A 24303-nucleotide genomic window follows, 5' to 3' on the forward strand; every position below is an offset into this window, starting at 1 on the left:
CGGTCAGTCGCCTGCCGGGCGGTCCGACCGCGACGGCGGCGGGATCTGTGGCTCCGTCGACGTGGTCGCGTCCGGCAGCAGGCAGCGGTCCGGTTCGTCGTTGACGTGGGCGTACTGGCTGGGCTCGTTCGCCAGCGCGTGCGCGGGGTTTCGACTGCTGTCGACTTGTGCCGCGCGTATCTCCGCGAACCCGGTGACGCGGGCGCGAATGCCCCGCCAGTGGTGGCGGGCGTCGCGTGGGGCCGAGAACGCACGCACCGGCTGGTAGTCGCGGCGTTGCGTCGCGAGCACGGCCGAGTTCACGTCGCCGGCGAGCGCGTCGTGGTCGACGAGTACGCCGACGCTTGCGTCCGGCGGGGTGCGCGCGGCCAGCGTGTCGAGGCCGAGATGCAGCGCTCGGTATTCGGCGACGTTGTTGTCCGGCGCGGTGTCGGGCACGGAGCGCCGCAGGACGCGGCTGCCGTCGCGGGTTTCGATGATCACACCCAGGCCGGCACCGTCGCTGGCGTACGAGCCGTCGGTGGCGACGTAGAAGTCCCGCCGGTGGGTGTGTGGCGGGTGCGCGATGTGTGGCGTCGGCGCGTCGTCGAAGAGCTCTCGCAGGTTCGGTTGGCCCACAATGGCCATGCACGGTCTACCCGCCGCTGTGGTGTAAATCTGCCGGCGATGTCGGTGCCCGCGGCTGCTGTCGGCAAAACCGTACGCCCTCCGAAAGTATCAATCCGGTCTGGCGCGGAATGCGGGCGTGACGAACCACCGGACTGCGGGCTTGTTTCTCGTGCTTGCGGGGCTGTGGGGGTCGGCGTTCGTCGCGATCAAGGCTGGGCTGGCGGCCGGCTTCCACCCCATCCTGTTCGCGGCCGTTCGGTACGACGTGGCCGGGGTTGTGATGGTTGCGTACGCCGCCCTCGTGGCCGACGACTGGCTGCCGCGGTCGCGGGCCGACTGGACGACCGTGGGGATCGGCGCGGTGTTGATGATCGCGGCCTACCACGCGTTCCTGTTCGTCGGCGAGCAGACCACCAGCAGCGCCGTGGCGGCGATCGTCGTCAGCCTCAGTCCGGTGCTCACGGCCGGGTTCGCGCGTGCGGTCCTGCCCGGCGAACGCCTGTCGATCGGCGGCGTGGTCGGGCTCGGTCTCGGGCTGGCCGGCGTCGTCGTGCTCTCGAACCCGGACCCGTCGAACCTCGTCAGCTCCACGTCGCAGGGGGTGGGACTCGTGTTCGCCGCGACGGCGTCGTTCGCGCTTGGGAGCGTGCTCACCCAGCGGATCGACGACGCGCTCGACAGCGAGGCGCTGGAGGCGTGGGCGATGGTGTTCGGCGCTGTCGTGATGCACGTCGCCAGCATCGCGGCCGGCGAGCCACAGACGATCCCGTGGACCGCGGAGGCGGTGTTCGCCGTCGCGTACCTCTCGGTGGGCGCGAGCGCGGTCGGCTTCCTGATCTACTTCCGGCTGCTGGACAGCCTCGGCCCCATCGAGATCAACCTCGTCGGATACGTTGCGCCGGTGTTCGCGGCGGCCGTCGGGCTCCTGTGGCGTGGGGAGGCGATCACCACACCGACCATCGGCGGGTTTTGCATCGTCTTCACCGGGTTCTGTGTGCTGAAGCGGCGCGCGATCGCGGCGGAACTCCGGGCGCTGAGCGAGTGACCGGCGGCGCTGTCAGCGCCGGGCCGCGTCGGTGATGCGGTCGCGTTGGGTGGCGGTCAACTCGATGTTGGTGGCGGCCATGTTCTCGCGCAACTGGGCCGGCGTGCGCGCGCCGGTGATCGGGGCAGCCACCTGATCGTGGTGGCGCAGCCACGCCAGCGACACCTGCGCGGGCGTCGCGTCGACCGCGTCGGCGACGGCTTCGACGGCGTCCAGGGTGTCGAAGTTCGACGGCGTGAGATACGAGTCGACGAACTGCTGGTCGGTTGCGCCACGGCTGCCGGCGGGTGGCTCGGCATCCCGTTCGTATTTTCCGGTGAGGAAGCCGCCGGCGAGCGGCGACCACGGGACGACACCGAGGCCGTACTCCCGACACATCTCCAGGTAGTTCCCGACGATCTCGCGGTTCACGGCGTTGAACCGTGGCTGTGCGACCGTGAACGGCTCGGAGCCGCGGCGGGCGGCGATCTCGTTCGCCTTCGCGATCTTCCAGGCGTTCGGGTGGAACGTCGAGGCACCCAGGTAGTGGACGGTGCCCTCGCGGACGAACCCATCGAGCGTGCGCATGAGCGCGTCCGCGGGCGTGGCGTCGTCCCAGCGGTGGATGTAGAGGATGTCGATGTAGTCGGTACCGAGGCGGTCGAGGATGTTGTCGACGCTCGCCCGGAGGTGTTTGCGGTTCAGACCACGGTCGTTCGGGGCGGTGCTGGTCGGCCAGTAGACTTTGGAGGCGATGACGTAGCGGTCCCGGTCGCGGTCGGCGAGCCAGTCGCCGATGTACCGTTCGGCGCGGCCGCCGCCGTACATGTCGGCGGTGTCGATGAACCGGCCGCCGGCGTTGGCGTACGCATCGAGCAGCTCGTGGGCGCGCTGTTCGCCCACCTCGATGTCGCCGGCGTCTGTTTCGCGGCCGAAGCGCCACGTCCCGAACGCCAGCTCGGTGACGCGGAGTCCGGTGCGGCCCAGCGGCACAGCATCCAATCCCATGTGTCGGGGAACGGAAACGGGGCGGTTAAGCGACGCGGCTTCGCGTGGCACCGCCTCAGTTGGTTCGGTGCCGGTGGCCGACCAGCAGCGTGGCCGCGTGCACGCCGATCAGCGCGGCGAGTGCGGTTTGCACGGGAACCGACTGGGGGCCCATGATGATGAGGGGGAGATAGAGGAACGGGAGCGCGACGGCCAGCCAGAATCCGGCGACCTCCAGGGGCTTCAGCAGTGTTGCGGAGGCGGGCGTGGGGACGGCTCCGGTGGGCGACGACTGAGAGGGGGTTGACATATGGAGTGGCACCTCGTGTACGCAACCGTATGTCCGCCCACCCCATATAGGGGGGCGACGGTTGGCCGCGTTTCACCATGGTTTATCGCGATAAATGTAAATCGAACAACTCTTTATGAAGGGCTAAGCTATGTTTAGACAGTTTATAGGCTGTTCTCGTGACGTTACGGTGGGTCGCTTGTGAGTGTGGGATTGGTGGTCACTCCACGGAGACGTCACTCCAGTCATCGAAGACGTAGCTCCGGAGGTCGTACTCCGCGGCGAGCGACTGGGACAGCGTGTCACCACGGTAGTCGATGACGCCGTCTTCGAGCACGGTCACAGTGTCCGCGACGGTCAACCCGAACCCGACGTCGTGGGTGGCGATGACCGTCGTGATGCCGTCGGCGGCCAGCGAGGACACGAACTCCACGATCGTCCGGCAGCCGGCACCGTCGAGGCCCGCGGTCGGCTCGTCGAGCAACACGTACTCGGGGTCCATCGCCAGCACGCCGGCCAGCGACACGCGCTTCTTTTCGCCGCCGCTGAGCGTGTTACACAGCCGCTCGGCCTGCTCGCTGAGGTCGAACGTCGAGACGACGTCCTCGATGCGGTCGGTGTCCTCGATGCCGGCGTTCCGGGGGCCAAACGCGATGTCCTGTTGGACCGTCGGTGCGACCAGCTGGTCGTCGGGGTTCTGGAAGATGAGACCGACCCGGAGCCGGAGTTCAGTCAGCGAGTCATCGTCGTACGCGATCGGCGTGCCGCCCACCGAAACGGTGCCAGCGTCCGGCTCGAGCAGGCCGTTGAAGTGACGCAGTAGCGTCGACTTCCCCGCGCCGTTGCGCCCGAACAGGACGGTCACGTCGCCGGTTTCAGCAGTGAAATCCACACCGTCGAGCACGGTCGTGTCGCCATGCGAGAAGCGTAGGGTCGTTGTTTCAATCATGTGTAGAAGTCGGGACCCGCGAACGGGGACTGGGGGCGTGCACGCCACCCGCGGTCACACGCCCCAACCGGTGACCGCCAACACCACAAGCACCGTTCCCACGTATCCGTAGCCCGTGTTTGGTGTTGTTGGTGTCGGCAGCGTCCCGTCGTAGCCGCGCGCCTGCATCGCGTCGTCGAGGGCGTCGGCCCGCGACAGCGAGCGCACGAACAGCGAGAACGCGAGGGCCTTCGACGTGGCAAGCGTCGTCCGGCGAGTGCGAAAGCCGAGCCGCGAGGACGCGGCCAGTTCGAGGCGCGCGAGTTCGTCGAACAGTGTTTGGATCGCACGATACGTGAGCAGTGAGACGTCCACGACGAATCGGGGGCATCGAAGCGACTGGAGGGCCCCAACCACCTCCGGGACGGGCGTCGTCACGATCAGGTAGCTGAGGATCGTGACCGAGCTGAGCGACCGAAGGCCGGTCGTGAGCGTGCGCTGGATGCCCGGCCAGGACACCGCAAGCGGGCCGACACTGACGGCCGCCGGTCCGGGGGTGAACACTGCGATGAGCGCCAGCGTCGGGGCCAGAAAGTACACCGGCAGCCGGAGGACCCCGAGGTAGCCGCGGCCGCCGGCGTCGACGCCGAGCGCACCGAAGCACGCGAGCGCGCCGGCGTACGCCAGGCGGTGTGGGGCGGCGACGACCAACACGAGCGCGGCAACCGCGAAGTAGACGTTCAACCGGCCGGTCACCCGGGGCGTTGCGGCGACCTGGATCTGTTCGATGGTCGTGTGATGCATGCGCTACGGCAGGTCGGAGCCCATGTCCTGTGACTGCCCGCGGGGCCGATCGCGCCCGAGGTAGTAGCCGATGATGATGCCGCCGACGGCCGCCTGGATGCTGAACAGGAGGCTCTCGATTTCGCCGCTCGGGGGCGTCCACAGGCTCTGGAACCACGGCTCGTAGGACGGATTGATCGTCGTGATGGTGTCGCCGGCGACCCCGTCAGCACCACCCCACGCGCCGGCGCTCACGAACGAGAACACGACGAGCGCGCCCAACAGGATGCCACCGGCGGCGAGCCAGCGGTTCATGCTGTCACCCCCAGTCGCGTCGTGATGGACTGGCGCGACATGGCGATGTAGCCGATGAGACCGGCGGCGAGCGCGCCCTCAACGATGCCGATGGGGATCTGGGTGATCGAGAACACGCTGGCGAACCTGACGATGGAGTCGACAACGCCGGCGACACCGGGCCCGGACGGGAACGCGACGCCGAGTTGGATGGAGGTCACGAGATACGTCGTCCAGTCGGCGATGACCGCGGCCGCAAACGTTGCTTTCTGGAGGTCGAGATAGGGGTTCAGCGCGCGGAAGACGACCCAGCCGGCCACCGGGCCGACGACGCCCATCGAGACGACGTTCGCACCGAGCGTCGTGAGTCCGCCGTGACCCAACAGGAGGGCTTGGTAGAGCAACACGATCGCAGAGAGGAACGCCGTGACTGCGGGCCCGAACAGTACGACCGCGATGCCGGTCCCGGTGGGGTGTGATGTGCTGCCCGTGACCGACGGGATCTTGAGGGCGGACAGCACGAAGATGAACGCGGCGGCGACGGCGATGTGTGATTTGTTTAGTTCGTCGTTGCGCGCGAGCCGTGCGGTTTTCAGCGCGCCGTAGCTGATGACGGGGATGGCGACGACGAACCACACGAGCGCCCAGATTCCGGGGAGGAATCCTTCCATGATGTGCATGTGTAGTGGTGAGTGGTTCGGCCCGACGCAAAACAATTATGGATTAGATAGAACAACTGAATTTGTATTCCAGTGGGTCCGTTCGGACCACGTCGCGCAGTACAAACACGAGGTCCTGTGATGGCGTGCCGACGACAAACCTACGCGTTTCCCACTCGTGCATATAATCACTGTGGCCGATTATGGGCGAGTGGCAACAGCCCAGGCGTGTTTCAACACTCACCCAGGTATGAGTGCTATGGGCCGCGCTCCAGACCGACGCACGTTCCTCCGTAGCGCCGTCGCCGGTGGGTTGGCCGCTATCGCCGGGTGTGCTGATCGGACCACCACAGGGACGACTAACCAACAGCCAACGACAACCCACACCGAAACGCAGCCCTCGGAGATGAGTCTGCACGAATGGGTGGCGAGCGCGAACACGCCGGAGAGCTGGACCGACCACCGCAGCGACGCCACAGTATCAATCGCAGTCGGTGGCCACGACCTCCCATATGCGTTCCAGCCCGCGCTCACGCGTGTTGCACCTGGTACAACTGTTACGTGGGAATGGACCGGCTACGGCGGCGCCCACAACGTCATTGCTGTTGACAGTGCCTTCGATAGCGGGGACTCCACCGCCACCGAGGACCACACATTCACACACGTTCACGGAGATAGGTACACACAGGTATGTCTCGGAGCCGGATCGTGAGTCCGGCATGAAAGGCATCATCGCCGTCGAAGAATATTCCGACCAGTGGCTACCCGGACGTCGACCGCTGGCTTTCCTCGGTCCACGATTATGACGGAACGGTTGTCACCGACACCACGACAGTAACAGTGGGCGACACCAGCTCGGGCAGTACCCAGTTCGACCCGCTTGTGCTGAAAGTACCCGAGGGGACGACTGTCCAATGGAAGTGGGCGGGCGAGGAAAGCGGCGGCGCCCACAACGTTGCGTTCAAATCCGCGGCCATCGGGATTCAGGAGCTCCGATCTGAGCCCGGCGTTCACGTCACGCACACGTTCAACTCGACGGGTACGTATCGGTACTTCTGCTCGCCGCACTCGGAGCTCAGCGGCAGGGGGGCGGTCATCGTCGAGTGACGGCTGGCGGCGATCTTCGAAATCAAACAGACGATGTTGCGACTACCAGGTTACTGTATCGCAGGAGTGCCCGGGGAGGGTTTTGAACCCTCGATCTCCGCATGTCCCAGGTTCGAGGCTCGGCGGGCCTCGCGGACATGCTGAGCATCCACGTGGCAGTGGGATGCCGCACCGAAGCTCGATACCCTATGAGTGCGGCGCTATGACCAGCTAAGCCACCCGGGCTCGTCTTGCCGTATGGTGGTCCCGTTCTTTAACGTTCTCATCTGCGTCGACCACCCGCCGGGTTTAAGCCGAGTCGGTGGCTTCTGGCCTACATGGACGTACCTTCGCTCGTGCAGTCCTCACTCGGCGATGAGGACGTTGCAGCACACGTCTCGCTGAAGGGGGAAGACGCGCTGTTCGTGACGCCCACGCGCAGCCTGCTGTACACCGACGATGGGTTGCTGAGCGACGAGTCGGTCTCGGAGTATCCCCACGACGCCGAAGCGATCCGGGTCAGCGACGGCCGCCGCAAAGCAACCATCAGCCTTGACTACGGGCTGGACGGCGACGACTCCTTTTCCGTGCCGTCGGGCAGCCTCGACGACGTGTTGCATCCGATCCTCGCGGGCGTGCTGAACGCCGCCGACGTCACCGAAGCCGGGGAGACGGTGCGGCGGTCGTACCGGTTCAGCGAACTCACGCTCGTCGTCACCAGCAACCGCGTCGTCAAACACGTCGGGTCCGCCGTCTGGGGGCTCGACTTCGAGGAGATCGTCTTCGAGACGGTGACCGGGCTGTCGACCGAAGACGGCAACGTTTCGAGCCAGCTCGTCCTCGAAACGACCCAGCGAACGGAGCGCATCAAGGCACCCAACGACAAGTTCCGCGCCGTCCGTGAGGCCGTCGAGGACGCAGTGTTCGCGTACCACGACGTGACCAGCGCGGCCGAGTTGGCCGCCGCCAACAGCCCCGAACAGACCGACAGCGGCGGCGGAGAGGTGTCCTTCGGCAGTGGCGTGGACCCCATCGACACCAGCACCGTCGGCGAGGACGACGCCCCCGCGGCGGGCGCGAACGCAGCCCAGCAGGCCGGCGCTGCGGGCGCGATGGAACGCGCGGGCGGGGCTGACGACACGGAACCCGCCGGCAACCGCAACACCCGCGGGGCGAAACGCGGCGTTCAGGCCACCGCCGACGACGCGGAGTTCGAATCCAGCGGGTTCCAGACGGCGGCCGCGAACGTCGAACCGGCGGTTGATCCGGACGAACTCGCGGCCGAACTCGCGGACATGACCGCGGTCGTCGACGAGTTCGCGGACACCATCGACAAGCAGCACGCGGTCATCGATGACTTCGCGGACACCATCGACCAACAGCGCGCGGTCATCGACGCCCAGCAGGCAGTTTTAGACGAGCAACGCGAACGCCTCGACGACCTCCAGGCGCTCATTCCCGACCAGTAACGATCCGGATACACGACGACCCGAACGGCCCGACTTCTCCCGCATCGAACTGGATGAAGTGTCCGGTCGACAGCGAGCACCCACAGCGCCGACACGAGAACGCCCCGTCTTTCCGGATCACGTCCGCGTCGAAGTCGACGTGTCCGCCACCCTGGGGGTAGATCCGCCCGGCGTCGCGTTCGATGAGCCCGCGCTGCTCGGCCGCGTCGAGGATCGCCCGCGTGGTCCGTGGATTGGTGGTGACGGCTTCGATGCGGTCGACGGCGTCCGCCACGGACAGCGACTCGAATTCGAGGGCTGCGAGCAGTTCCACGCCGACCTCAACCCGGTCGGTGTCCCCGTCTGATCCCCTGTGCCCGGGCATACCACCTACTCCGGGGACGGCGCACTTCAGGGTTGCCCGCTGGGGTGACACGGCAAGCCGGGCGCTTTTGTGTCCGTCACGGCTACCGCCTGGCGATGCGACGGTACGCAGCGTGGCTCGCGGTTGGCGGTGGTCTCGCGGCGGCTGCGGTGGTCGTCCGGCCGACGCGGGTGCTCGGTGCACTCCGACACGCGGCCGCCAGCCCCTGGTTTCCGGCTGTGTTGGTCGCGCTGTATGCGGTCCGGCCGTTCCTGGCGTGGCCGATCAGCGCGCTGTCCCTGCTCGTCGGGTTCAGATACGGACTGGTCGTGGGGGTTCCGGTCGCCCTGGCGGGTGCCGTCGCGACCAGCCTGCCGCCGTACCTGATCGGACGGGGTGCGCCCAGGGACGGGCGCGTGTTCGGCCGCCTCTCGGCGGGCAGCCGGCGGTATTTCGACGCCGCCGGCGGGCTGCGCGGGCTCGTCGCGGCCCGCATCGCACCGACGCCCGCGGAGCCGGTGTCGGCCGCTGCGGGCGCGGGCGGCGTCACCCCTCGCGTGTTCGGGATCGGGACGCTGGTCGGGGAGTTGCCGTGGGTTGTCGGGGCGGTTGCGGTCGGCAACACGCTCGACGCGTTCGATCCGCTCGGCGCGTCGGTGACGCCGGCGTACGCGATCGCGGGCGGCGCGGCGGCGGCGGCGCTCCTCGCGCCGATCGCGTACGGGCGGCTCCGCCGGGCTTAGGACAGCCAGAACGTGTCCGCGCAGTCATAGACGACGCCGTGCTGTGGGCAGACGTACTTGCAGTGGCGCTTGAACAGGGCGGCGCTGCACCGCGGACACCCCGGGGCCTCGGTCGGCATACACGGTCGCTACGTCGCGGCGAACAAAAGCGTGTTCGTCACACGCGGGCGGCTACTGCTGTGTCAGCACTCGCTCCAGCCACACGATTCACACGTCTTGCAGCCCTCGCTGTAGTACAGCGTCATCGCCCCGCACTCGGGGCACTCCGGGCTCTCGCCGGCGTCGATCAGCGACTGGGTCGCGTCCTGGGACTGCTGCTGTGCGTCGGCGCTCTCGCCGGCACCGGTCGGTCCCTGGGGACCGCCCAGCGACTCGGCAGCGCCGCCGTCGGTCTCGTGGTGGGCGGCGTCGTCGGCGTCGATCTCGGTGAGGTGTTGTTGCTGGGGGTAGGCCGCACGGTCGACGTCGCCGTTGAGGTACCGCCGCAGCGCCGTCCCGAAGGCGTCGGGGATGGAGTTGACCTGTTCGCCTTTGTCCCAGGCCACTTTCGGCGACCGGATCCCTTGGAGCTTGTCCGCGATCTCGTCGGGGTCGACGCCGGACCGTAGCGCCACGGAAATGGTCTTCGCCAGCGCCTCGGTGAACGAGCCGGTGAAGCCACCGGAGTTGCCCGTGTTCGCGAACAGCTCGAAGGGGCGCTCGCGCTCGGGGTTCTCGTTGATGGTGACGTAGAGCTTCCCATACCCGGTGTCGACGCGCTGCGTGACGCCGTGCAGGAGGTCCGGCCGGGGCTGCTTCTCGGCGAAGTCCTCCTCGTCGAAGGCGGCGCCGTCGCCGGTCGCGAACAGCTCGCGGAGGTCCGCTCCGAACGCGTCCTGGATGTCGTCGTTCTCCAGGAAGCCCTCGATGCCGCCGAACGTCTCCTGGATGGTGTCGACCATCGCGGCGGCGGCCTCCTCTTCGTCCAGCCCGGAGAACTCGGTGTTGTCCGCGCGCGTCGTCAACACCTGCTTGCTGCGGGTGCCGTCGCGGTAGACGGTGACGCCTTTCCCGCCGTTGTCGTAGATGTAGCGGTACACCTCGTCCATGTCCTCGACGGAGGCGTCGTTCGGGAAGTTACACGTCTTCGAGATGGCCGAGTCGACGCCGTTCTGGCAGGCGGTCTGGACGGCCGCGTGGTCCTTCCCGGAGAGGTCGCTGGTGACCACGAACAGCTCACCGATGGCGTCGGGCACCGTCGTCAGCCCGTCGACGCCGTCGAAGTCGTTGTTCGCCATCTGCGTTTGGGCCTCCTCTTTGACGGCCTGTACGTCGATGTCGTTGTCCTCCAGGGTGCGCAGGAAGTAGTCGTCGAACTCCACGAGCATCTCGTCGCCCTGCACGTCGTCGCTGACGTTCTTGTAGTAGGCGACGTTGTAGATGGGCTCACAGCCACCGGTGGTGTTGCCCACCATCGAGGTGGTGCCGGTGGGCGCGATGGTCGTCGTGTTGTGGTTGCGGATCGGGTAGCCGTCCGCCCAGTCGGCGGCGTCCTCGCCGGTGTGGTGTTCGAACCAGTCGGCGTACTCCGTGGGGGCCGCGAACTTGGAGTTGTCCCACTCGTCGAAGCTCCCGCGCTCCAAGGCGAGCTCGTGGCTCGCGGTCTTGGAGTCGTGGTTGATCGTCTGCATCAGCTGGCTGGCGATCTCGTTGCCCTCCTCGCTGCCGTACTTCACGCCGAGTTGGATGTACAGCTGGGCCAGCCCCATGACACCCAGGCCGATCTTCCGCATCTCCGAGACCTTCTGCTCGATCTCCGGGACGGGGAAGTCGGACATCGTGACGACGTTCTCCAGGAACCGCGTGCCCATCTCGATGCGGCGCTGGAAGGCGTCGGTGTCCATGGCCTCGTCGAGGAACCGACTGACACCCGCTTCGAGCGTGTCGAAGTCGTGGGTCTGGCTCCAGACCCGCCAGTCGGGGGCGTCCTGGGCGGCGAGCGTCGAGAGGTTGATGTGCCCGAGGTTGCAGGCCTCGTACTCTTCGAGGGGCTGCTCGCCGCAGGGGTTGGTCGCGAGGATGCGGTGGTCGGGGTGCTCCTCGACGTCGAAGGAGTGCTCGTCGTTGACGCGTTCGAGATAGATCACGCCGGGTTCGCCGTTCTCGTGGGCACCCTCGACGATGCGGCTCCAGAGCTCCTCGGCGGGCAGCGTGAGTTCCTCGCCGGGCGTGACGTAGTGGCCCAGCCCGTACCGGGAGTACATCTCCTTGGTCTCCTCGGTGGCGATGTGGGCCTCGCCCGTGCGCGGGTTCGTGAACGTGTACTCCTCGCCGGCCTCAAGCGCCTCCATGAAGCCGTCGGTGACGCCCACCGAGATGTTGAAATTCGAGAGGTGGCCCTCGACGGCGTTCCGGAGGTGTTCGGGGACGCGGCCGTCCTCGTCGATGAGGTCGCGGGCCTCTTCGAGGGCCTCCGAGAACTCGGTGTACGTGTAGTCGTCGGGGTCGTTGAGCTTCAGCGTCTGGGCCAGCGAGACGTCCTTGTTCTTGGCGTGGATGAACTCCACGACGTCGGGGTGGCTGACGCGCATGACGGCCATCTGTGCGCCCCGCCGCGCGCCGCCCTGCGCGATGGTTTCGCACATCTGGTCGAACGTCTCCATGAACGTCAGGGGCCCCGAGGCGATGCCGCCGGTGGAGCCGACGGTGTCGCCGTACGGCCGGAGCTGCCAGAACGCGTACCCCATGCCGCCGCCGGACTGGAAGACCTCGGCGGCCTCCTTGGCGGTCTGGTGGATGTCCGTGATGTCGTCGTCCGGCGAGTCGACGAAACACGCCGACAGCTGCTGGAGCTCGTCGCCGGCGTTCATCAGCGTCGGCGAGTTCGGCATGAACGACAGCGACGCCATCAGATCCTGGAACTCCGCGGCGACGCCCTCAACGTGCTCGCGCACCTCGGGATCGTCGAGTTCCGGAACGACCGTGTCGTAGGCGAACTTGTTGATGTTGCTGTCGGTGAGCTCGACGGTCGCCGTCTCGCTGTCGGGATCGACGTCGGACCCGAACACCTCGGCGGCGAGTTCATCGCGGCGTGGGTGGTCGGGTTTGAGCTGGCTGGGCGTGGCCGTGACTGGCTCGTCTGACTCGAAGACGACCTCCGCGAGCGCGATGTTCTTCGCGACGCGCTCGAAGAGGTCCTCCTGGGATTCGACGTGCTCGCCGTCGGTGTCTTTCCGGAGATACCGCGCCGGGAGAATGTTGTGGTAGGCGTTCGCAGTGAGCCGGTCTTCGAGGCTGTCACCGGTGACACGCTTGACCGGCAGGGTGAGATCGTCCGCGGAGAGGTCCTCGGAGCTCATTGGCTATCACGCTGAACAACAGTCGGTGTTGTAGTGGATTCGGAATTCATGTGTGACTGATCGTCGGGTTCGGGAACGACACACTGGTAGCCGGCACAGGGGGTTAGTAGTTGTGTTCTTTCGGCACCCCTGGCCGGGCCGCGTGCGCCACCCACTGCGGCGTGTCTCTGGCGTACGACGGGGCGGCCTATGAAGCCTCCCCAACCGGAGTGAAAGTGGTCGGTGTGTGCACCCACGAATCGGGTGACGGGACCACCCTTTCAGTTTCAACATCCACTCGAACGAAAGGGGTGTTCCCACAGACTTACGCCGACCCAGGTCGTGGCCCCCGGTATGTCCACTCCACTGTTGGCGCTGGCCGGGGTCACGAACTCGCCCTTAGGAACGGCGCTGCTGGCGTTGGGTGCGATGGCTGCCCTGGTGTTCATCGGACGGCTGCTGTTGAGTATCGCGTGGAAGCTGGTCGCCGCGGCGACAGTCGTCGTCGCCGGGCTCTGGGTGGTTTCGGTCCTCCTGTAGGCGTGTCAGTGAGCCGCGGCGGCGTCCAGGAAGTTCCCGATGACGTCGTGGCCCACGCCGGTGAGCACCGACTCCGGGTGGAACTGCACGCACGCCAGGGGGTGGTCGTGGTGGCGGATCGCCATCGGTAGCGACCCATCACGGGTCGTCGCCGTCACCTCGAAGCACGAGGGGATCGACGTGCAGACCAGGGAGTGGTATCGCGCCGCGGGAAAGTCCTGCTGGATGTCCGCGAAGATCCCCGTCTCATCGTGGGAGACGGGCGTCGTCTTGCCGTGCATCGGCTCGGCGGCGCGCCCGACGGTGCCGCCGTATTCGTGGACGGCGGCCTCCATGCCGAGACAGACGCCGAGCGTCGGCACGCGCGGGCTGACCGCGCGCAACACGTCGGTCGTCACGCCCACGTCGCGGGGCGTATCGGGGTGGCCCGGGCCGGGGCTGATGACGACAGCGTCGGGGTCGGCGGCCCGCACGGCGGCCAGCGACGCGGTGTTTTTCAGGACCGTCACGTCGGGGGCGTGGTCGTCGCGGGGCTGCGCGGAGAGGTACTCCACGAGGTTGTACGTGAACGAGTCGTAGTTGTCCACGACCACGACGTTCATCGGTGCACCGCCTCCCCGTCGTCGGTCGTCCGGAGTCGGTTCACGGCCGCGAGCACGCCGTCCATTTTCGCCTCGGTCTCCTCGTACTCGGCGTCCGGGTCGCTGTCGGCGACGACGCCCGCGCCGGCCCGGACGGTGAGCGTGTCCTCGTCGCCGGTGTGGGTGATCGTCCCGGATCGGATTGTGATCGCGAGCTCCGCGTCACCGGTCCAGGAGAAATACCCCACGCCGCCGCCGTAGATGCCCCGCGGTGTGGCTTCGATGGCGTCGATGTGCTCCATGGCGCGGACCTTCGGCGCGCCCGAGAGGGTGCCCGCCGGGAACGCCGCGCGGGTCGCGTCGAAGGCGTCGGCGTCGGCGGCCAGCGTCCCGGTGACCGTGGATTCGATGTGCTGGACGTGGCTGTACTTCAGCACGCGCATGAACTCGGGCACCGAGACGGTGCCGGGCGCGCTCACGCGGCGCACGTCGTTGCGCGCGAGATCCACGAGCATCGTGTGTTCGGCGCGTTCCTTCTCGTCGGCGAGCATCTCCCCGGCGAGGCGGCGGTCCGCCACCGGGCTGTCGCCGCGCTGGCAGGTGCCCGCGATCGGGTTCGTGACGACGGTGTCGTCGTGGACCGCGACCAGCGTCTCCGGGCTGGCACCCACGACCGTGTGGTCCCCGTGCGCGAGCAGGAACATGTACGGCGAGGGGTTGACCGCGCGCAGCGCGTCGTAGAGCGCCCGCGGGTCGATGTCACCGTCAAGTTCGCGCGTGCGTGAAACCACCGCCTGATACACTTCGCCGTCCCGGACCGCGGTCGCGGCGGTCTCGACGGCGTCGGTGTAGGCGTCGCGGTCGCCGGCGCGCTCGGCGGTCACCTCGATGCCGGCGGTGGCGGGCGCGGTCGCGTCCCGAAGCATGGCCTGCACGCGCTTGGCTTCGGCTTCGAGGGCGTCGTAGACATCCGTGGCGGTGTCCGCGTCGGCGACCGGCGTGCACACGAGCGAGACGGAGTCGGTGGCGCGGTCGAACACGAGCGTGCGCGTGGTCACGGCGAACTCCGCGTCCGGCAGCGGCGTCGGCGGGCGCTCGACGCCGACCTCGTCGAGCCAGAGGTCGTAGACGGCGTCGTAGGCGAGGAACCCGACCAGGCCGCCGTCGAGCAGCTGGCGGTCCTCGGCGGGGATGTTGCGCCGCGGGACCGCGGGCATCACCGACCGGAGGCGGTCAAGCACATCCCCGGTGGCGTGGTCGGGGGCGTCCAGCAGGTCGGTGATGGGGTCGTCGCGCAGCCGCGTGATCGTCGTGTCGTCGGGGTCGACGGTGACGACGGCGGCGGGATCGTAGCCCACGAACGAGTAGCGGGCGTGGCGGGTCTCTTCGGTGGTCGTGTCGGGGGTAAACGCCCCGTCGGGGTCGCTGGCGGGGGTCTTTTCGGCGCTCTCAAGCAGGAAGGCGTGGTCGTCGGCGTCGGCAACGAGCGCGTCGTACGCCGTCAGCGGTGCCACGTCGACGTCGAGGTCGGCGGCGACGCGCACGATCGCGGGGCCATCGTCGGCGAGTGCGGTGAACGTCTCGCGGTCGGTTTCGATCATGTGAGGGTGGGGTCGGGCGTGGCTGTGGCGCGCGCGACGAACGCCGAGACGGCCGCGTGGTCCTTCTCGCCGGGACGCGCCTCGACGCCGGAGGCGACATCCACGGCGAACGGGTCGACGGTGTCGACCGCGTCGGCGACGTTCGCCGGGGTGAGTCCGCCGGCGAGCACGACCGGCGTGTCGACACGGTCGGCGAACGCGCGGGTTGCGGCCCAGTCGTGTGTGCGGCCGGTGCCGCCGCCGGCACCGGCGTCGTCCGTCGACGGGGAGTCGACGAGCAACGCGTCGACGACGTCGGCGTACCGGGCGGCCGACTGGTCGCCCGCGGTGACCGCTTTGATCACCGGGCACGGCGTGTTCGCGGCGACGTACGCCGCGTCGCCGACTGGCAGATCGCCGTGCAACTGGACGGCGTCGGGCGCGACCGTCCGCACGAGGTCGACCGCGTGCTCGGGGGTGGCCGGCATCGTGACCAGGACACTGGTGACGAACGGTGGGGTGGCGGCGCGCAGCGCGGTGGCCGTCTCGACGCTGACCTCGCGGGGCGTCTCGACGGGGACGTCGGCGATGATGCCGACCGCGTCCGCGCCGGCTGCGACGGCCGCGGCGTGGTCGCGCTCGGTGGTCAGCCCGCAGACTTTCACGCGAGTCATTGCTGCACCGGGTGGGCGTCGGTGAGCGCGGCGAGCGTGTCCGCGGCGGCCCCGGAGTCGATGGCGGCGGCGGCGCGGTCGGCACCGGCCGCGAGCGAGTCAGCGCCACCCCCGACGTAGATGGCTGCGCCCGCGTTCGCCACGACGATGTCGCGTTTGGGGCCGGTGAGCTCGCCGGTGACGATGCCCCGGAGGTCGGCCGCGTTGGCCTCGGGGCCGCCGCCGGCGACGGCGTCGATCGGGGCCTCCGCGAGCCCGAACGTCGACGGCGAGACGGTGGTGGTGGTGACGGTGTCGCCGTCGACTTCCGCGACCGTGGAGTCGCCGTGGAGCGCGAACTCGTCGAGGCCAGCGCCGTGAACGACGAGCGCGCGGTCGACGGCCATACGCGAGAGCGCACGCGCGAGCACGGGGACGAGGGCCGGGTCGTAGACGCCGACGACCTGGGCGTCCGCGCGGGCGGGGTTGGTGAGCGGGCCGAGGAGGTTGAAGATCGTGCGAACCCCGAGGTCACGCCGTGGGCCGATGACGGCCTCCATGCCGGGGTGGAACGCCGGTGCGTGCATGTAGCCGATGCCGTCGGTTTCGATGCGGGCTTCGACGGCGGCGGGGTCGGTGGCCAACCCGACGCCCAGGGCGTCGAGCACGTCGGAGCTGCCCGACGCCGAGGAGACGGAGTAGTTGCCGTGTTTGGCGGTCGGGATGCCCGCGCCGGCGGCGACCAGCGCGGCGGTCGTGGAGACGTTAATCGTGTCGTAGTCGTCGCCGCCAGTGCCACACGTGTCGACCAGCGGGGTGCAGTCGGGCGCGACGGTGATGGCGGCGTCGCGCATGCCTTGCGCGAAGCCGGCGATTTCGGCTTCCGTTTCGCCTTTCGCGCGCAGCGCGCCGAGCAGCGCGCCGATCTCGGCGTCGGTGGCGTCCTCGAACAGCGTCGTGACGGCGTCGCGGGCGGCGTCAAGCGAGAGGTCCTCGCCGGCCGCGACGCGCTCGATGTATTCCTGCATTGTGGTCACCAATGAACGATGTTGGGTTGTAGTGTACAAGACTGTACGCTAACTTAAGCGTGTCGTGGGGAACGGTACCGTGATCGCTCGTGGGGAGGACACCACGACGGAGCCCACGGCCGTCGTGCCTTCTGCGATTCGAAACCTTCAACTGTACCCCCGGGCTACGAAGGAATGCAGCGAGATGGCGCGAGGGTTGGTGGTCTAGTCAGGCTATGACACCTCCTTGACATGGAGGAGGTCGGCGGTTCAAATCCGCCCCAACCCACTCACGCCGCATTCGTTTCTCACGAAGCTCCCTCCGGATCCACATACGCTCGCTGCCTACAAATCCTGGATCGTAACACGAACAAAGAGGGTCGGATGTGTCCGTTCCTGCACCGGCGATCAAGGCACCGAGACAACCAGTATGGGTCCCGACCGCTCCGCAATCACTACCCGATCAGTGACGCCATGATGAATGTCAGGAACATAACGGCGAGTACTATCAGCGTTGATTTGAGCGCTTCTTTCCCGGGTAGTTCGCTACGTGTCTGAACTTCGTTTGTAGACGACAAGGCCTTCGCTCCAGCGAGTGCAGCCAGGCCCTCGTCCGCATCGTACTTCCGGAGGTTCTCGATGTTCCCGATCAGCCTCCGCTTGTATTTCTGAGGGGTCGCAGTTACGTTGATCGCGACCTCCTTTTCAGCGGTTATTTCGATTGGAGTTCGAGTTACGCTGTCCGAGTCTTCCGAGAGATCAACGATGACCGTCTCCCCGTAGCTCAAAGCTCGCCACCCTGTTTTCCCGACTACTTGGTCATCGCCTTCAAAGTATTTCTCGATGCCATCCGTCTCTTCGAAAGCTGCCTTGATTACAGTTCGTGCGTCCGCTTCCGTGTGTTCAAGTACCATTCGCGTCATGTTCCCACCGTATCAGACTGCCGTCGCAATTGAGGGTGACTGTCGTCTGCCGGCGCTATCGGTGTTCTCGACTGTCGTTGCCGTCACCGGTTAGCTTCCGCACGACGAGCGAGATGCCGATCCCGGTGGCGAGAAGGATAACGAGGTTGAACGCAGCGCGGAACAGCGCGCGGTACTCGCGGCCGACCCACTCGTTGATGACGGCGGTGGTGCTGGTGTAGAACTGGAAGAGCGCGACGATGGCGACGAACCCGAGCACCGCGAGCGCGCCCCGGAGGATGAGGCGACGAACGTCGCTCGTGTCGTCGCGCGCTCGGGTGTGGCGGCCACTCCCGGTGGCGTCGCTGGTGTTGGTGGTCGTGGTGTTCCCGTCGGTGTCGGTGGGCTGCTGGGCGTGGTCTGTGTCACTCATGCTGACTGCCTCCGTGCGGCGGCGATGGTGGTTGCGACGACGGCGATGAGGGCGACAGCCGGGCCGAACCCGGGGATGCCGCCGCCGGCTGACTGCTCGGGGTCGGTTCCGGAGTCCGGTTGTGTGTTGTCGGTTGTCTCGAAGTCTTCGACCTGCAGGCCGGTGTCTCGGACGGTCGTGTTCGCCTCGACTCGCTCTTGCGGGTCGAGATTGGCGGCGCTGCGCGCAGTGCCGACGATGACGCCGTCCTGCCGGAGGACCGCGTCGAGATAGTAGTTGTACGCCGATGGCACGTCGACCGTCGCGTTGGGCGTCACCGTCGCTCCGGGGGCGACATCGTCGACCGGGATGGTCGTTCGTGCGGCGACCACGTTCGAGTCGGCCTGCCGAACGACCAGTTCCACGGAGACGTCCTCCGAGGGCGCCGCACCATGGTTCGTGAGATACGTCGACACGTCCAGGGCCGTGGTGTCACCGTCGACACTGGCGACGGAGTACTGGACGGCGGGGAGGTCGGCACCGAACCGGTGGAAGGTCATGTGGCCACCGGACTGCACGCTGCCGACGCCGCGGACGGACTTGGAGACCGTGGCGACGCGCTGGCTGTCGGCGCGGAGCACAGTCTCGATCCGGTAGCCGCCGTCACGGGCAACCGGGATGTCGACCGTGACCGGGACTTCACGGTCGCCAGTAATGGTGTCGATGGCGGTGCTGCGGGTGGCCTCGACCAGTCCGGATTCCAAGCCCACCGCACGCACGGTGACAGTGACGTTCTCCGAGTCGCCGCCCCGGTGGCTGAGGTATGCGGTGGTCGAGAGGTCGACGGTTCCCGACGACGTGCCGTTGGCCGCGATCGTCGTTTCTTCGACATCGACGCGGCCGGGGTGGACGTCGTCGCGGTCAGCGTCGGCGACGACGCCGGGTATCACGACAGCTGTGACTGCTGACGCCAGCACGACGACGGCGATGCCGACGGCGAGCAGCCGTTCGCGGTCCATAGTTTCCTGTGCCGAGATAATAGTCAAGTATCTTGTGGTTCCGACGGGGAAATAGATTGCTTCGGGCCGAGGCCATCGGGGGGTGTCGGCACGGGTAGACAGAAGACCCCTGCGTTCGTACTGCCTGGTATGTACACGGGGAAGACGGAGCAGCCGTGCTGTCTCTGCGACGACCCGGACACCGTCACCCGCATCGATCTCCCGCCGGCTGCTGTGCCCGAGATGGCGAACAGCGGCCCCATCGCGTGGCAGGACATCGAGGGGTCGGTCTCGATCCACTTCTGTGACAGCGATTGGGCGGTCGTGCGCGATCTCGTGCTCGACATGGGCCAGAACCCCCTCGGGAAGTGCAACGTGGCGCGGGCGTCGTTCGTCCTGCGGGAGGATTTCGAGGCGCTGTTGAACGACGTTCGCGACGAGCCCGATCACAGCGGCGTCGAGGCGGAGCTGCTGGCCGACAGCGAGCGTGTGCGTGCGGCGGCCGAGGAGGCAACTGATAGCGAGCGCGTGCAGGCGGCGCTCGTGCAGTGGGTGTTGGACGAGCGGGCCGAACCGCAGCGGGGTGACGACTGAGTCAGACGGCTTCCCCGACGTTCACGAGTAACACCGGGACGGGGGATTCGCGGACGACGCTTTCGGAGATGCTCCCGAGGAGGTCCCGGGATTCGCCGCTCCGGCCGGCGGTCGCCATCACCGCGATGTCGATCTCCATCTCGGTGACGTACGTCAGGATCTCCGTGGCGGGGACGCCGCGAGTGACCGTGGCTTCAACGGACGTTACGCCGGCGTCCTGGGCGCGCTTGGCGATGCGATCGACGGCCTTCTGGCCGGCCTCCTGGACGCGGTGCAGCGGGTCGTCGTCGGGGGTCTCGTTCGAGCGCGTCGACTCAACGACGTAGAGGGTGTGGAGCGTCGCGCCGTACTGTTCTGCGATGTCGATTGCGTGCGTGACTGCTTCGTTGGTGCCCTCGGATCCGTCGGTCGGGACCAACACGCGGTCGTACATGTCGCAGGGTTGGGGGACCGTCCAGATCAGTTCGCGGTTACCAGACGTAATCACAGTTGGTGCTGGCGGCGTCCGTTTCGCTCCCCCAAAACATGTGTATAAATAACATACCACAAGAAGAGAGTGTTGCCGCTTGCTCGGCGCGAACCAGGCAATAGCTGTCAACTGTCCGTAGCAGGGCTTACAGTCGTTTTCATCCCTGAGAACTGCGGCCCCAACCTTATGGAGGGATCTGATAACTAGTGGCTATGACAATCGCATGGGCGCGCCGTCGATACGGCGTTAAACTCGGGCTGGGGTATATCGCCACCGCCGGCCTCCTGGTCGGGGTCGGCGTCACCACAAACGACGTCCCCTCGACCATTGTCGCCGGAATCGCCGGGTTACTCACGCTCGGATCGATCAACGCCGCCGAGACCGTCGCCAGCATCAAGGAGATCGCCGCACAGACCGAGCGCGTCGCCAACGGGAACCTCGAACAGGAGGTGACCTCCACCCGAACGGACGAGTTCGGATCGCTTGCCGACTCCATCGAACAGATGCGCCAGTCGCTTCGTGGCCGACTGAACGAGATGGAGCGCACCCGCGCCGACCTCGAAGAGACGCAGGCCGAGGCCGAGACGGCCCGCGAGGAGGCCGAGCAAGCCAAGCAGGAAGCCCAGGCCGCGGAGCGCGAGGCCCGCGAGCTGGCAGCCACCTACCAGGACACCGCCAAGCGCTACGGCGAAACCATGGAGGCCGCCGCCACGGGGGACCTCACCCAACGGGTCGACGTGGACACCGACCACGAGGCGATGGAGACGGTCGGCACCGCGTTCAACCAGATGATGGACGACCTCCAGTCGACGGTCCGAACGGTCACCACGGTCGCCGACGAGATCGAAGCCAAAACCGAGCGGATGTCCGAGACCAGCGCCGACATCGAGGCCAGCGCCGGTGACACCGTCGAAGCGGTGTCGAAGATCGAGTCGCAGGCCAACGACCAGCGCACGGAGCTCGACTCGGCGGCCGACGACGTCCAGCAGGTCAGTGCGTCCGCCGAGGAGATCGCCGCCACCATCGACGACCTGGCGTCCCGCAGCGAGGACGTAGCGACCGCCAGCGACGCGGCCCGCGACTCCTCGAAGTCCGCGCTCGACGAGATGTCCAGCATCGAAACCGAGGTCGACGACGCCGTCGGCCAGGTCGAACAGCTGCGCGACCAGGTCGCCGAGATCACCGACATCGTGGACGTGATCACGGACATCGGCGAGCAGACGAACATGCTGGCGCTGAACGCGTCCATCGAGGCCGCCCGCGCCGGCGGCAACGCCGACGGGGACGGCTTCAGCGTCGTCGCCGACGAGGTCAAGGACCTCGCGGAGGAAACGCAGGACCGCGCCAACGAGATCGCCGCAGTGGTCGAGAAAGTCACCGCCCAAACCGAGGACGTCACCGCGTCCATCCAGCAGACCCGAACCCGGGTGGAGTCCGGCAGCGAAACCGTCGAATCCACGCTGCGGGACATCCGCACGATCGCGGACTCCATCGCGGAGGTCTCGAACTCGATCGACGAGATCCAGCGCACGACCTCCGAACAGGCCGAAACCGTCCAAAGCACCGCCACCTCTGTGGAGCGTGTCGCGGGACTGAGCGACGACACGACGGCGCTGGCAAGCGACGCCGAGTCCGCGGTGATCGGGCAACGTGAGAGCGCAGAGGAGATCGCGGCGTCCCTCGAACAGTTCCAGAACACGGCCGTCGAGCAGCTGCAGTCCCGCGTGGCGTCGTTCACCGTCGCCACCGAGGACGGCGAGACTGCGGGGGGAAGCGTGGAGCAGCCAGTCATGCGTGCCGGCGCTGACGGGGGTGGTGCGTGATGGACGCCGTCGCAACCGCCTACCTCGGCGGCGCGGTCGCGCTCATCGTCGGTGTGGCGTTCGTCTGGTTGCTGTACCGGTCGTTGGATGGCTCCCCGCATCAGTCGGCGCTCGCGCCGCTGGCCATCATTCCCGTGTTCGCGGGCCTGTCCTACGTGGGGATGGCGTACGACATCGGAACAGTGATCGTGAACGGGAACGAGATCGTCGGGCTGCGGTACATCGACTGGCTCGTGACGACGCCGATCCTCGTGGGGTACGTCGGCTACGCCGCGGGGGCGTCCCGCCGCAGCATCATCGGTGTGATGGTGGCGGACGCGCTCATGATCGCGGTGGGCGCGGGGGCGGTGGTGACTGACGGCACGCTCAAGTGGGCGCTGTTCGGCGTGTCGTCGATCTTCCACCTGTCGCTGTTCGCGTACCTGTACGTGATCTTTCCGCGGGTCGTGCCCGACGTGCCCGAGCAGATCGGGCTGTTCAACCTGCTGAAAAACCACATCGGGCTGCTGTGGTTGGCGTACCCGCTGGTGTGGCTGTTCGGCCCGGCCGGCATCGGGGAGGCAACGGCTGCCGGCGTCGCGCTCACGTACGTGTTCTTGGACGTGCTCGCGAAGGTGCCGTACGTGTATTTCTTCTACGCGCGGCGTCGCGTGTTCATGCACTCGGGGTCGTCGCCGGCTCCCGAGCAGGCGACCGTCGAGGCGACGGCGGCGGACTGACGGGCCGTCCCCGGTGGTGGTGTGACCCCGGCTCCGTCCAGCAGTCTGAGAGCCGCAACAAGGTTCAAGACACTGGTGGGCTTCTCTTCAGGTGAAGGTCCATGGATATCTCTGACATTGCGGCAAACGACTACGTGGAAGTCGACGCCGAACAGCGACTCGGGAAGGTGCGGTCGCTGTTCGAGCGTGAGAACCCCAAGGGCGTCATCGTCACCGAGGCCGGCGCGTACGACGGCGTCATCACGGAGCGCCAGCTCATCCAGTCGCATATCGGCGACGACACCAGGGTCGCGGCCATGGTCACGGACGCGCCGAAGGTCAGCCGGACCGAGGACGTGCGCGAGACAGCGCGCATGCTCGTCGAGGGCGGCACGAAGATCGCGCCCGTGTTCGAGGCCGGATCGCTGTGGGGCGTGATCACTGAGGACGCCATTCTGGACGCCGTGCTAGCGAACCTCGACGCGCTCGATGTCCGGGATATATACACCGAACACGTGGTGACGGTCGACGAGGACGACAGCATGGGCCGCGTGATCAATCTGTTGCGCGAGCACGGCATCTCGCGGCTGCCGGTCGTCGACGACGCCGGGCTGCTGTCGGGGATCGTCACGCGCTACGACATCGTCGATTTCGTCGTGCGTGACACCGAGAAGACCACCGTCGGGGATCGCAGCGGCGAGATCGAGCGCCTGCTCGATCTCCCGGTGTCCGACGAGATGACGAGCCCGGTCAAGACGGCGAGCTTCGACGACTCGGTGCGGGACGCCGTCGACGACATGCTCGCACACGACTACTCGGGGGTCATCGTCACGCCCGACGACGACGAGCGCGCGGTCGGCGGCATCCTCACGAAGACCGACGTGTTGCGCGCGCTGTCGTACACCGAGGAGGAACACCTCGACGTGCAGATCACGAACATCGACCTGCTGGACACGCTGTCCCGCCAGGAGGTCCGCGAGCGCATCGAGAACGTCGTCGCGAAGTACGGGGATATGGACGTCCATCACGCCCACGTCCGGCTCTCCAAGCACAAGGAGAAGCTCCGCGGGACGCCGCTGATTCAGTCACAGATCCGGCTGCGCACGAACAAGGGCCAGATCGCCGGAACCGGCGAAGGGTACGGCGCGGACAACTCCTTCCACGTCGCCCTGGACAAGCTCGAACGGAACGTGCTCGAGCTCAAGGGGATCGAGCACGACGAGGAGTACGAGGGCCAGCTCCTCCGGAAGCTCAACGACCTGTAGGCACCACCGTCGGGCGTGCTTATATGAGCACGCCCGTCGTAGGGCATCGCGCATGAGGTTTGATTTCACACGCGCGGTCGGATTGCTCGCTGCGTTCGTGGCCGTCGGCATGATCGGGCTCTCGGCGGCGGACGTCATGCCGGCGCGCGTGATGTTCATGATGGTGTTGCCGTCGATGATCGTGTTCGCGGCGATCTCGTTTCTCATCGGCATGAAACACGGCGAGCACCGCATCACGGGGTGACGCGCC

General features: G+C 67.2%; 28 protein-coding genes and 2 tRNA genes. 11 read left to right on the forward strand and 19 right to left on the reverse strand.

All coding sequences use genetic code 11. The annotated features are described in order from the left end of the window. Window positions 1-3: 3 nt before the first annotated feature. Window positions 4-627, reverse strand: coding sequence for a hypothetical protein (locus tag JRZ79_RS19470; protein ID WP_010903184.1), 624 nt, complete (start codon window positions 625-627; stop codon window positions 4-6). 118 nt (window positions 628-745) lie between these two features. Between JRZ79_RS19470 and JRZ79_RS19475 the strand changes: the two genes are divergently transcribed. Then, window positions 746-1654 (forward strand): EamA family transporter, encoded by a 909-nt coding sequence (locus tag JRZ79_RS19475; RefSeq protein WP_205252026.1) that lies wholly within the window; start codon window positions 746-748, stop codon window positions 1652-1654. A gap of 12 nt (window positions 1655-1666) precedes the next feature. Here JRZ79_RS19475 and JRZ79_RS19480 read toward each other — a convergent pair whose 3' ends face one another. From JRZ79_RS19480 to JRZ79_RS19505, 6 genes are all read right to left on the reverse strand, one after another. Continuing rightward, a complete protein-coding gene (locus JRZ79_RS19480) occupies window positions 1667-2641 on the reverse strand; it encodes an aldo/keto reductase (RefSeq protein WP_205252027.1) in 975 nt (324 codons plus the stop codon). 55 nt (window positions 2642-2696) lie between these two features. Further along, a complete protein-coding gene (locus JRZ79_RS19485; protein ID WP_010903187.1) occupies window positions 2697-2930 on the reverse strand; it encodes a hypothetical protein in 234 nt (77 codons plus the stop codon). A 199-nt stretch (window positions 2931-3129) separates the two neighbouring features. Next, window positions 3130-3858: an ABC transporter ATP-binding protein gene (locus tag JRZ79_RS19490; RefSeq protein ID WP_010903188.1), complete on the reverse strand. Its 729-nt coding sequence runs from the start codon at window positions 3856-3858 to the stop codon at window positions 3130-3132. Window positions 3859-3912: 54 nt separating this feature from the next. Next, a complete protein-coding gene (cbiQ, locus tag JRZ79_RS19495) occupies window positions 3913-4641 on the reverse strand; it encodes a cobalt ECF transporter T component CbiQ (RefSeq protein WP_205252028.1) in 729 nt (242 codons plus the stop codon). Between the two features lie 3 nt (window positions 4642-4644). Further along, on the reverse strand, window positions 4645-4935 hold the full coding sequence (locus tag JRZ79_RS19500; RefSeq protein WP_010903190.1) for an energy-coupling factor ABC transporter substrate-binding protein: 291 nt from the start codon (window positions 4933-4935) through the stop codon (window positions 4645-4647). Then, entirely contained in the window at window positions 4932-5594 is a 663-nt protein-coding gene (locus tag JRZ79_RS19505; protein ID WP_205252029.1) for an energy-coupling factor ABC transporter permease, read from the reverse strand. Before JRZ79_RS19505 ends, JRZ79_RS19500 begins: the two co-directional genes overlap by 4 nt. Window positions 5595-6413: 819 nt before the next feature. Between JRZ79_RS19505 and JRZ79_RS19510 the strand changes: the two genes are divergently transcribed. Continuing rightward, a complete protein-coding gene (locus JRZ79_RS19510) occupies window positions 6414-6680 on the forward strand; it encodes a plastocyanin/azurin family copper-binding protein (protein ID WP_231546279.1) in 267 nt (88 codons plus the stop codon). Between the two features lie 67 nt (window positions 6681-6747). On the opposite strand, the gene JRZ79_RS19515 is transcribed toward JRZ79_RS19510, so the two are convergent. Further along, a tRNA-Met gene (locus JRZ79_RS19515) sits at window positions 6748-6905 on the reverse strand. Between the two features lie 92 nt (window positions 6906-6997). Between JRZ79_RS19515 and JRZ79_RS19520 the strand changes: the two genes are divergently transcribed. Next, the gene (locus JRZ79_RS19520; protein WP_205252030.1) at window positions 6998-8128 is read left to right on the forward strand and encodes a hypothetical protein; all 1131 of its coding nucleotides are present in this window, start codon (window positions 6998-7000) and stop codon (window positions 8126-8128) included. Here the strand turns inward: JRZ79_RS19520 and JRZ79_RS19525 are convergent. After that, window positions 8112-8492 carry a DUF5830 family protein gene (locus JRZ79_RS19525; RefSeq protein ID WP_205252031.1) on the reverse strand — a complete coding sequence of 127 codons (381 nt, stop codon included), beginning with the start codon at window positions 8490-8492 and terminating at the stop codon, window positions 8112-8114. The two genes, JRZ79_RS19520 and JRZ79_RS19525, sit on opposite strands and share 17 nt — an antisense overlap. 95 nt (window positions 8493-8587) lie before the next feature. On the opposite strand from JRZ79_RS19525, the gene JRZ79_RS19530 reads away from it, so the two are divergent. Beyond that, window positions 8588-9214, forward strand: a complete 627-nt coding sequence (locus tag JRZ79_RS19530; protein WP_205252032.1) for a VTT domain-containing protein — start codon at window positions 8588-8590, stop codon at window positions 9212-9214. Here JRZ79_RS19530 and JRZ79_RS26135 read toward each other — a convergent pair. After that, entirely contained in the window at window positions 9211-9333 is a 123-nt protein-coding gene (locus JRZ79_RS26135) for an HVO_2523 family zinc finger protein (protein ID WP_010903196.1), read from the reverse strand. The two genes, JRZ79_RS19530 and JRZ79_RS26135, sit on opposite strands and share 4 nt — an antisense overlap. 63 nt (window positions 9334-9396) lie before the next feature. Beyond that, complete coding sequence (locus JRZ79_RS19535; RefSeq protein ID WP_205252033.1) at window positions 9397-12552, reverse strand: adenosylcobalamin-dependent ribonucleoside-diphosphate reductase; 3156 nt, start codon at window positions 12550-12552, stop codon at window positions 9397-9399. Window positions 12553-12885: 333 nt separating this feature from the next. Between JRZ79_RS19535 and JRZ79_RS19540 the strand changes: the two genes are divergently transcribed. After that, window positions 12886-13071: a hypothetical protein gene (locus tag JRZ79_RS19540; protein ID WP_010903198.1), complete on the forward strand. Its 186-nt coding sequence runs from the start codon at window positions 12886-12888 to the stop codon at window positions 13069-13071. A gap of 5 nt (window positions 13072-13076) precedes the next feature. On the opposite strand, the gene trpG is transcribed toward JRZ79_RS19540, so the two are convergent. Genes trpG through trpD form a run of 4 tightly spaced genes read right to left on the reverse strand, consistent with a single transcriptional unit; the run spans window position 13077 to window position 16913 of the window. After that, complete coding sequence (gene trpG, locus JRZ79_RS19545) at window positions 13077-13673, reverse strand: anthranilate synthase component II (protein WP_205252034.1); 597 nt, start codon at window positions 13671-13673, stop codon at window positions 13077-13079. Then, window positions 13670-15253 (reverse strand): anthranilate synthase component I, encoded by a 1584-nt coding sequence (gene trpE, locus JRZ79_RS19550; protein ID WP_205252035.1) that lies wholly within the window; start codon window positions 15251-15253, stop codon window positions 13670-13672. The genes trpG and trpE overlap by 4 nt, the downstream gene beginning before the upstream one ends. Beyond that, complete coding sequence (locus JRZ79_RS19555) at window positions 15250-15906, reverse strand: phosphoribosylanthranilate isomerase (RefSeq protein ID WP_205250901.1); 657 nt, start codon at window positions 15904-15906, stop codon at window positions 15250-15252. Before JRZ79_RS19555 ends, trpE begins: the two co-directional genes overlap by 4 nt. Beyond that, window positions 15903-16913, reverse strand: a complete 1011-nt coding sequence (gene trpD, locus JRZ79_RS19560) for an anthranilate phosphoribosyltransferase (protein WP_205252036.1) — start codon at window positions 16911-16913, stop codon at window positions 15903-15905. Before trpD ends, JRZ79_RS19555 begins: the two co-directional genes overlap by 4 nt. 193 nt (window positions 16914-17106) lie before the next feature. Between trpD and JRZ79_RS19565 the strand changes: the two genes are divergently transcribed. Further along, window positions 17107-17181, forward strand: a tRNA-Val gene (locus JRZ79_RS19565). Between the two features lie 166 nt (window positions 17182-17347). Here the strand turns inward: JRZ79_RS19565 and JRZ79_RS19570 are convergent. From JRZ79_RS19570 to JRZ79_RS19580, 3 genes are all read right to left on the reverse strand, one after another. Next, window positions 17348-17806, reverse strand: coding sequence for a hypothetical protein (locus tag JRZ79_RS19570; protein ID WP_205252037.1), 459 nt, complete (start codon window positions 17804-17806; stop codon window positions 17348-17350). 64 nt (window positions 17807-17870) lie between these two features. Beyond that, complete coding sequence (locus JRZ79_RS19575; protein ID WP_205250904.1) at window positions 17871-18227, reverse strand: hypothetical protein; 357 nt, start codon at window positions 18225-18227, stop codon at window positions 17871-17873. After that, entirely contained in the window at window positions 18224-19225 is a 1002-nt protein-coding gene (locus JRZ79_RS19580; RefSeq protein WP_205252038.1) for a PGF-CTERM sorting domain-containing protein, read from the reverse strand. The genes JRZ79_RS19575 and JRZ79_RS19580 overlap by 4 nt, the downstream gene beginning before the upstream one ends. Before the next feature lie 129 nt (window positions 19226-19354). Here JRZ79_RS19580 and JRZ79_RS19585 point away from each other — a divergent pair, with 129 nt between their 5' ends. After that, window positions 19355-19798 (forward strand): hypothetical protein, encoded by a 444-nt coding sequence (locus JRZ79_RS19585; protein ID WP_205252039.1) that lies wholly within the window; start codon window positions 19355-19357, stop codon window positions 19796-19798. Between the two features lies 1 nt (window position 19799). On the opposite strand, the gene JRZ79_RS19590 is transcribed toward JRZ79_RS19585, so the two are convergent. Next, entirely contained in the window at window positions 19800-20231 is a 432-nt protein-coding gene (locus JRZ79_RS19590) for a universal stress protein (protein ID WP_205250906.1), read from the reverse strand. 248 nt (window positions 20232-20479) lie between these two features. On the opposite strand from JRZ79_RS19590, the gene htr1 reads away from it, so the two are divergent. From htr1 to JRZ79_RS19610, 4 genes are all read left to right on the forward strand, one after another. Further along, window positions 20480-22090, forward strand: a complete 1611-nt coding sequence (gene htr1 / locus JRZ79_RS19595; RefSeq protein ID WP_205252040.1) for a sensory rhodopsin I transducer Htr1 — start codon at window positions 20480-20482, stop codon at window positions 22088-22090. Next, window positions 22090-22809, forward strand: a complete 720-nt coding sequence (gene sop1 / locus JRZ79_RS19600; protein ID WP_205252041.1) for a sensory rhodopsin I — start codon at window positions 22090-22092, stop codon at window positions 22807-22809. The genes htr1 and sop1 overlap by 1 nt, the downstream gene beginning before the upstream one ends. A gap of 101 nt (window positions 22810-22910) precedes the next feature. Beyond that, window positions 22911-24053 (forward strand): CBS domain-containing protein, encoded by a 1143-nt coding sequence (locus JRZ79_RS19605; protein WP_010903212.1) that lies wholly within the window; start codon window positions 22911-22913, stop codon window positions 24051-24053. Window positions 24054-24105: 52 nt separating this feature from the next. Beyond that, window positions 24106-24297: a hypothetical protein gene (locus JRZ79_RS19610; protein WP_010903213.1), complete on the forward strand. Its 192-nt coding sequence runs from the start codon at window positions 24106-24108 to the stop codon at window positions 24295-24297. Window positions 24298-24303 lie beyond the last annotated feature (6 nt).

Origin of the sequence: Halobacterium sp. BOL4-2 (assembly GCF_016917835.2) — an archaeon.
Lineage (GTDB): Archaea > Halobacteriota > Halobacteria > Halobacteriales > Halobacteriaceae > Halobacterium > Halobacterium salinarum.

Bases quoted from the DNA above. Each gene is read 5' to 3' on its own strand.
- JRZ79_RS19470 (WP_010903184.1), bottom strand. From the start codon at position 627: ATGGCCATTGTGGGCCAACCGAACCTGCGAGAGCTCTTCGACGACGCG.
- JRZ79_RS19480 (WP_205252027.1), bottom strand. From the start codon at position 2,641: ATGGGATTGGATGCTGTGCCGCTGGGCCGCACCGGACTCCGCGTCACC.
- JRZ79_RS19485 (WP_010903187.1), bottom strand. From the start codon at position 2,930: ATGTCAACCCCCTCTCAGTCGTCGCCCACCGGAGCCGTCCCCACGCCC.
- JRZ79_RS19490 (WP_010903188.1), bottom strand. From the start codon at position 3,858: ATGATTGAAACAACGACCCTACGCTTCTCGCATGGCGACACGACCGTG.
- cbiQ (WP_205252028.1), bottom strand. From the start codon at position 4,641: ATGCATCACACGACCATCGAACAGATCCAGGTCGCCGCAACGCCCCGG.
- JRZ79_RS19500 (WP_010903190.1), bottom strand. From the start codon at position 4,935: ATGAACCGCTGGCTCGCCGCCGGTGGCATCCTGTTGGGCGCGCTCGTC.
- JRZ79_RS19505 (WP_205252029.1), bottom strand. From the start codon at position 5,594: ATGCACATCATGGAAGGATTCCTCCCCGGAATCTGGGCGCTCGTGTGG.
- JRZ79_RS19520 (WP_205252030.1), top strand. From the start codon at position 6,998: ATGGACGTACCTTCGCTCGTGCAGTCCTCACTCGGCGATGAGGACGTT.
- JRZ79_RS19525 (WP_205252031.1), bottom strand. From the start codon at position 8,492: ATGCCCGGGCACAGGGGATCAGACGGGGACACCGACCGGGTTGAGGTC.
- JRZ79_RS19530 (WP_205252032.1), top strand. From the start codon at position 8,588: ATGCGACGGTACGCAGCGTGGCTCGCGGTTGGCGGTGGTCTCGCGGCG.
- JRZ79_RS26135 (WP_010903196.1), bottom strand. From the start codon at position 9,333: ATGCCGACCGAGGCCCCGGGGTGTCCGCGGTGCAGCGCCGCCCTGTTC.
- JRZ79_RS19535 (WP_205252033.1), bottom strand. From the start codon at position 12,552: ATGAGCTCCGAGGACCTCTCCGCGGACGATCTCACCCTGCCGGTCAAG.
- JRZ79_RS19540 (WP_010903198.1), top strand. From the start codon at position 12,886: ATGTCCACTCCACTGTTGGCGCTGGCCGGGGTCACGAACTCGCCCTTA.
- trpG (WP_205252034.1), bottom strand. From the start codon at position 13,673: ATGAACGTCGTGGTCGTGGACAACTACGACTCGTTCACGTACAACCTC.
- trpE (WP_205252035.1), bottom strand. From the start codon at position 15,253: ATGATCGAAACCGACCGCGAGACGTTCACCGCACTCGCCGACGATGGC.
- JRZ79_RS19555 (WP_205250901.1), bottom strand. From the start codon at position 15,906: ATGACTCGCGTGAAAGTCTGCGGGCTGACCACCGAGCGCGACCACGCC.
- trpD (WP_205252036.1), bottom strand. From the start codon at position 16,913: ATGCAGGAATACATCGAGCGCGTCGCGGCCGGCGAGGACCTCTCGCTT.
- JRZ79_RS19570 (WP_205252037.1), bottom strand. From the start codon at position 17,806: ATGGTACTTGAACACACGGAAGCGGACGCACGAACTGTAATCAAGGCA.
- JRZ79_RS19575 (WP_205250904.1), bottom strand. From the start codon at position 18,227: ATGAGTGACACAGACCACGCCCAGCAGCCCACCGACACCGACGGGAAC.
- JRZ79_RS19580 (WP_205252038.1), bottom strand. From the start codon at position 19,225: ATGGACCGCGAACGGCTGCTCGCCGTCGGCATCGCCGTCGTCGTGCTG.
- JRZ79_RS19585 (WP_205252039.1), top strand. From the start codon at position 19,355: ATGTACACGGGGAAGACGGAGCAGCCGTGCTGTCTCTGCGACGACCCG.
- JRZ79_RS19590 (WP_205250906.1), bottom strand. From the start codon at position 20,231: ATGTACGACCGCGTGTTGGTCCCGACCGACGGATCCGAGGGCACCAAC.
- htr1 (WP_205252040.1), top strand. From the start codon at position 20,480: ATGACAATCGCATGGGCGCGCCGTCGATACGGCGTTAAACTCGGGCTG.
- sop1 (WP_205252041.1), top strand. From the start codon at position 22,090: ATGGACGCCGTCGCAACCGCCTACCTCGGCGGCGCGGTCGCGCTCATC.
- JRZ79_RS19605 (WP_010903212.1), top strand. From the start codon at position 22,911: ATGGATATCTCTGACATTGCGGCAAACGACTACGTGGAAGTCGACGCC.
- JRZ79_RS19610 (WP_010903213.1), top strand. From the start codon at position 24,106: ATGAGGTTTGATTTCACACGCGCGGTCGGATTGCTCGCTGCGTTCGTG.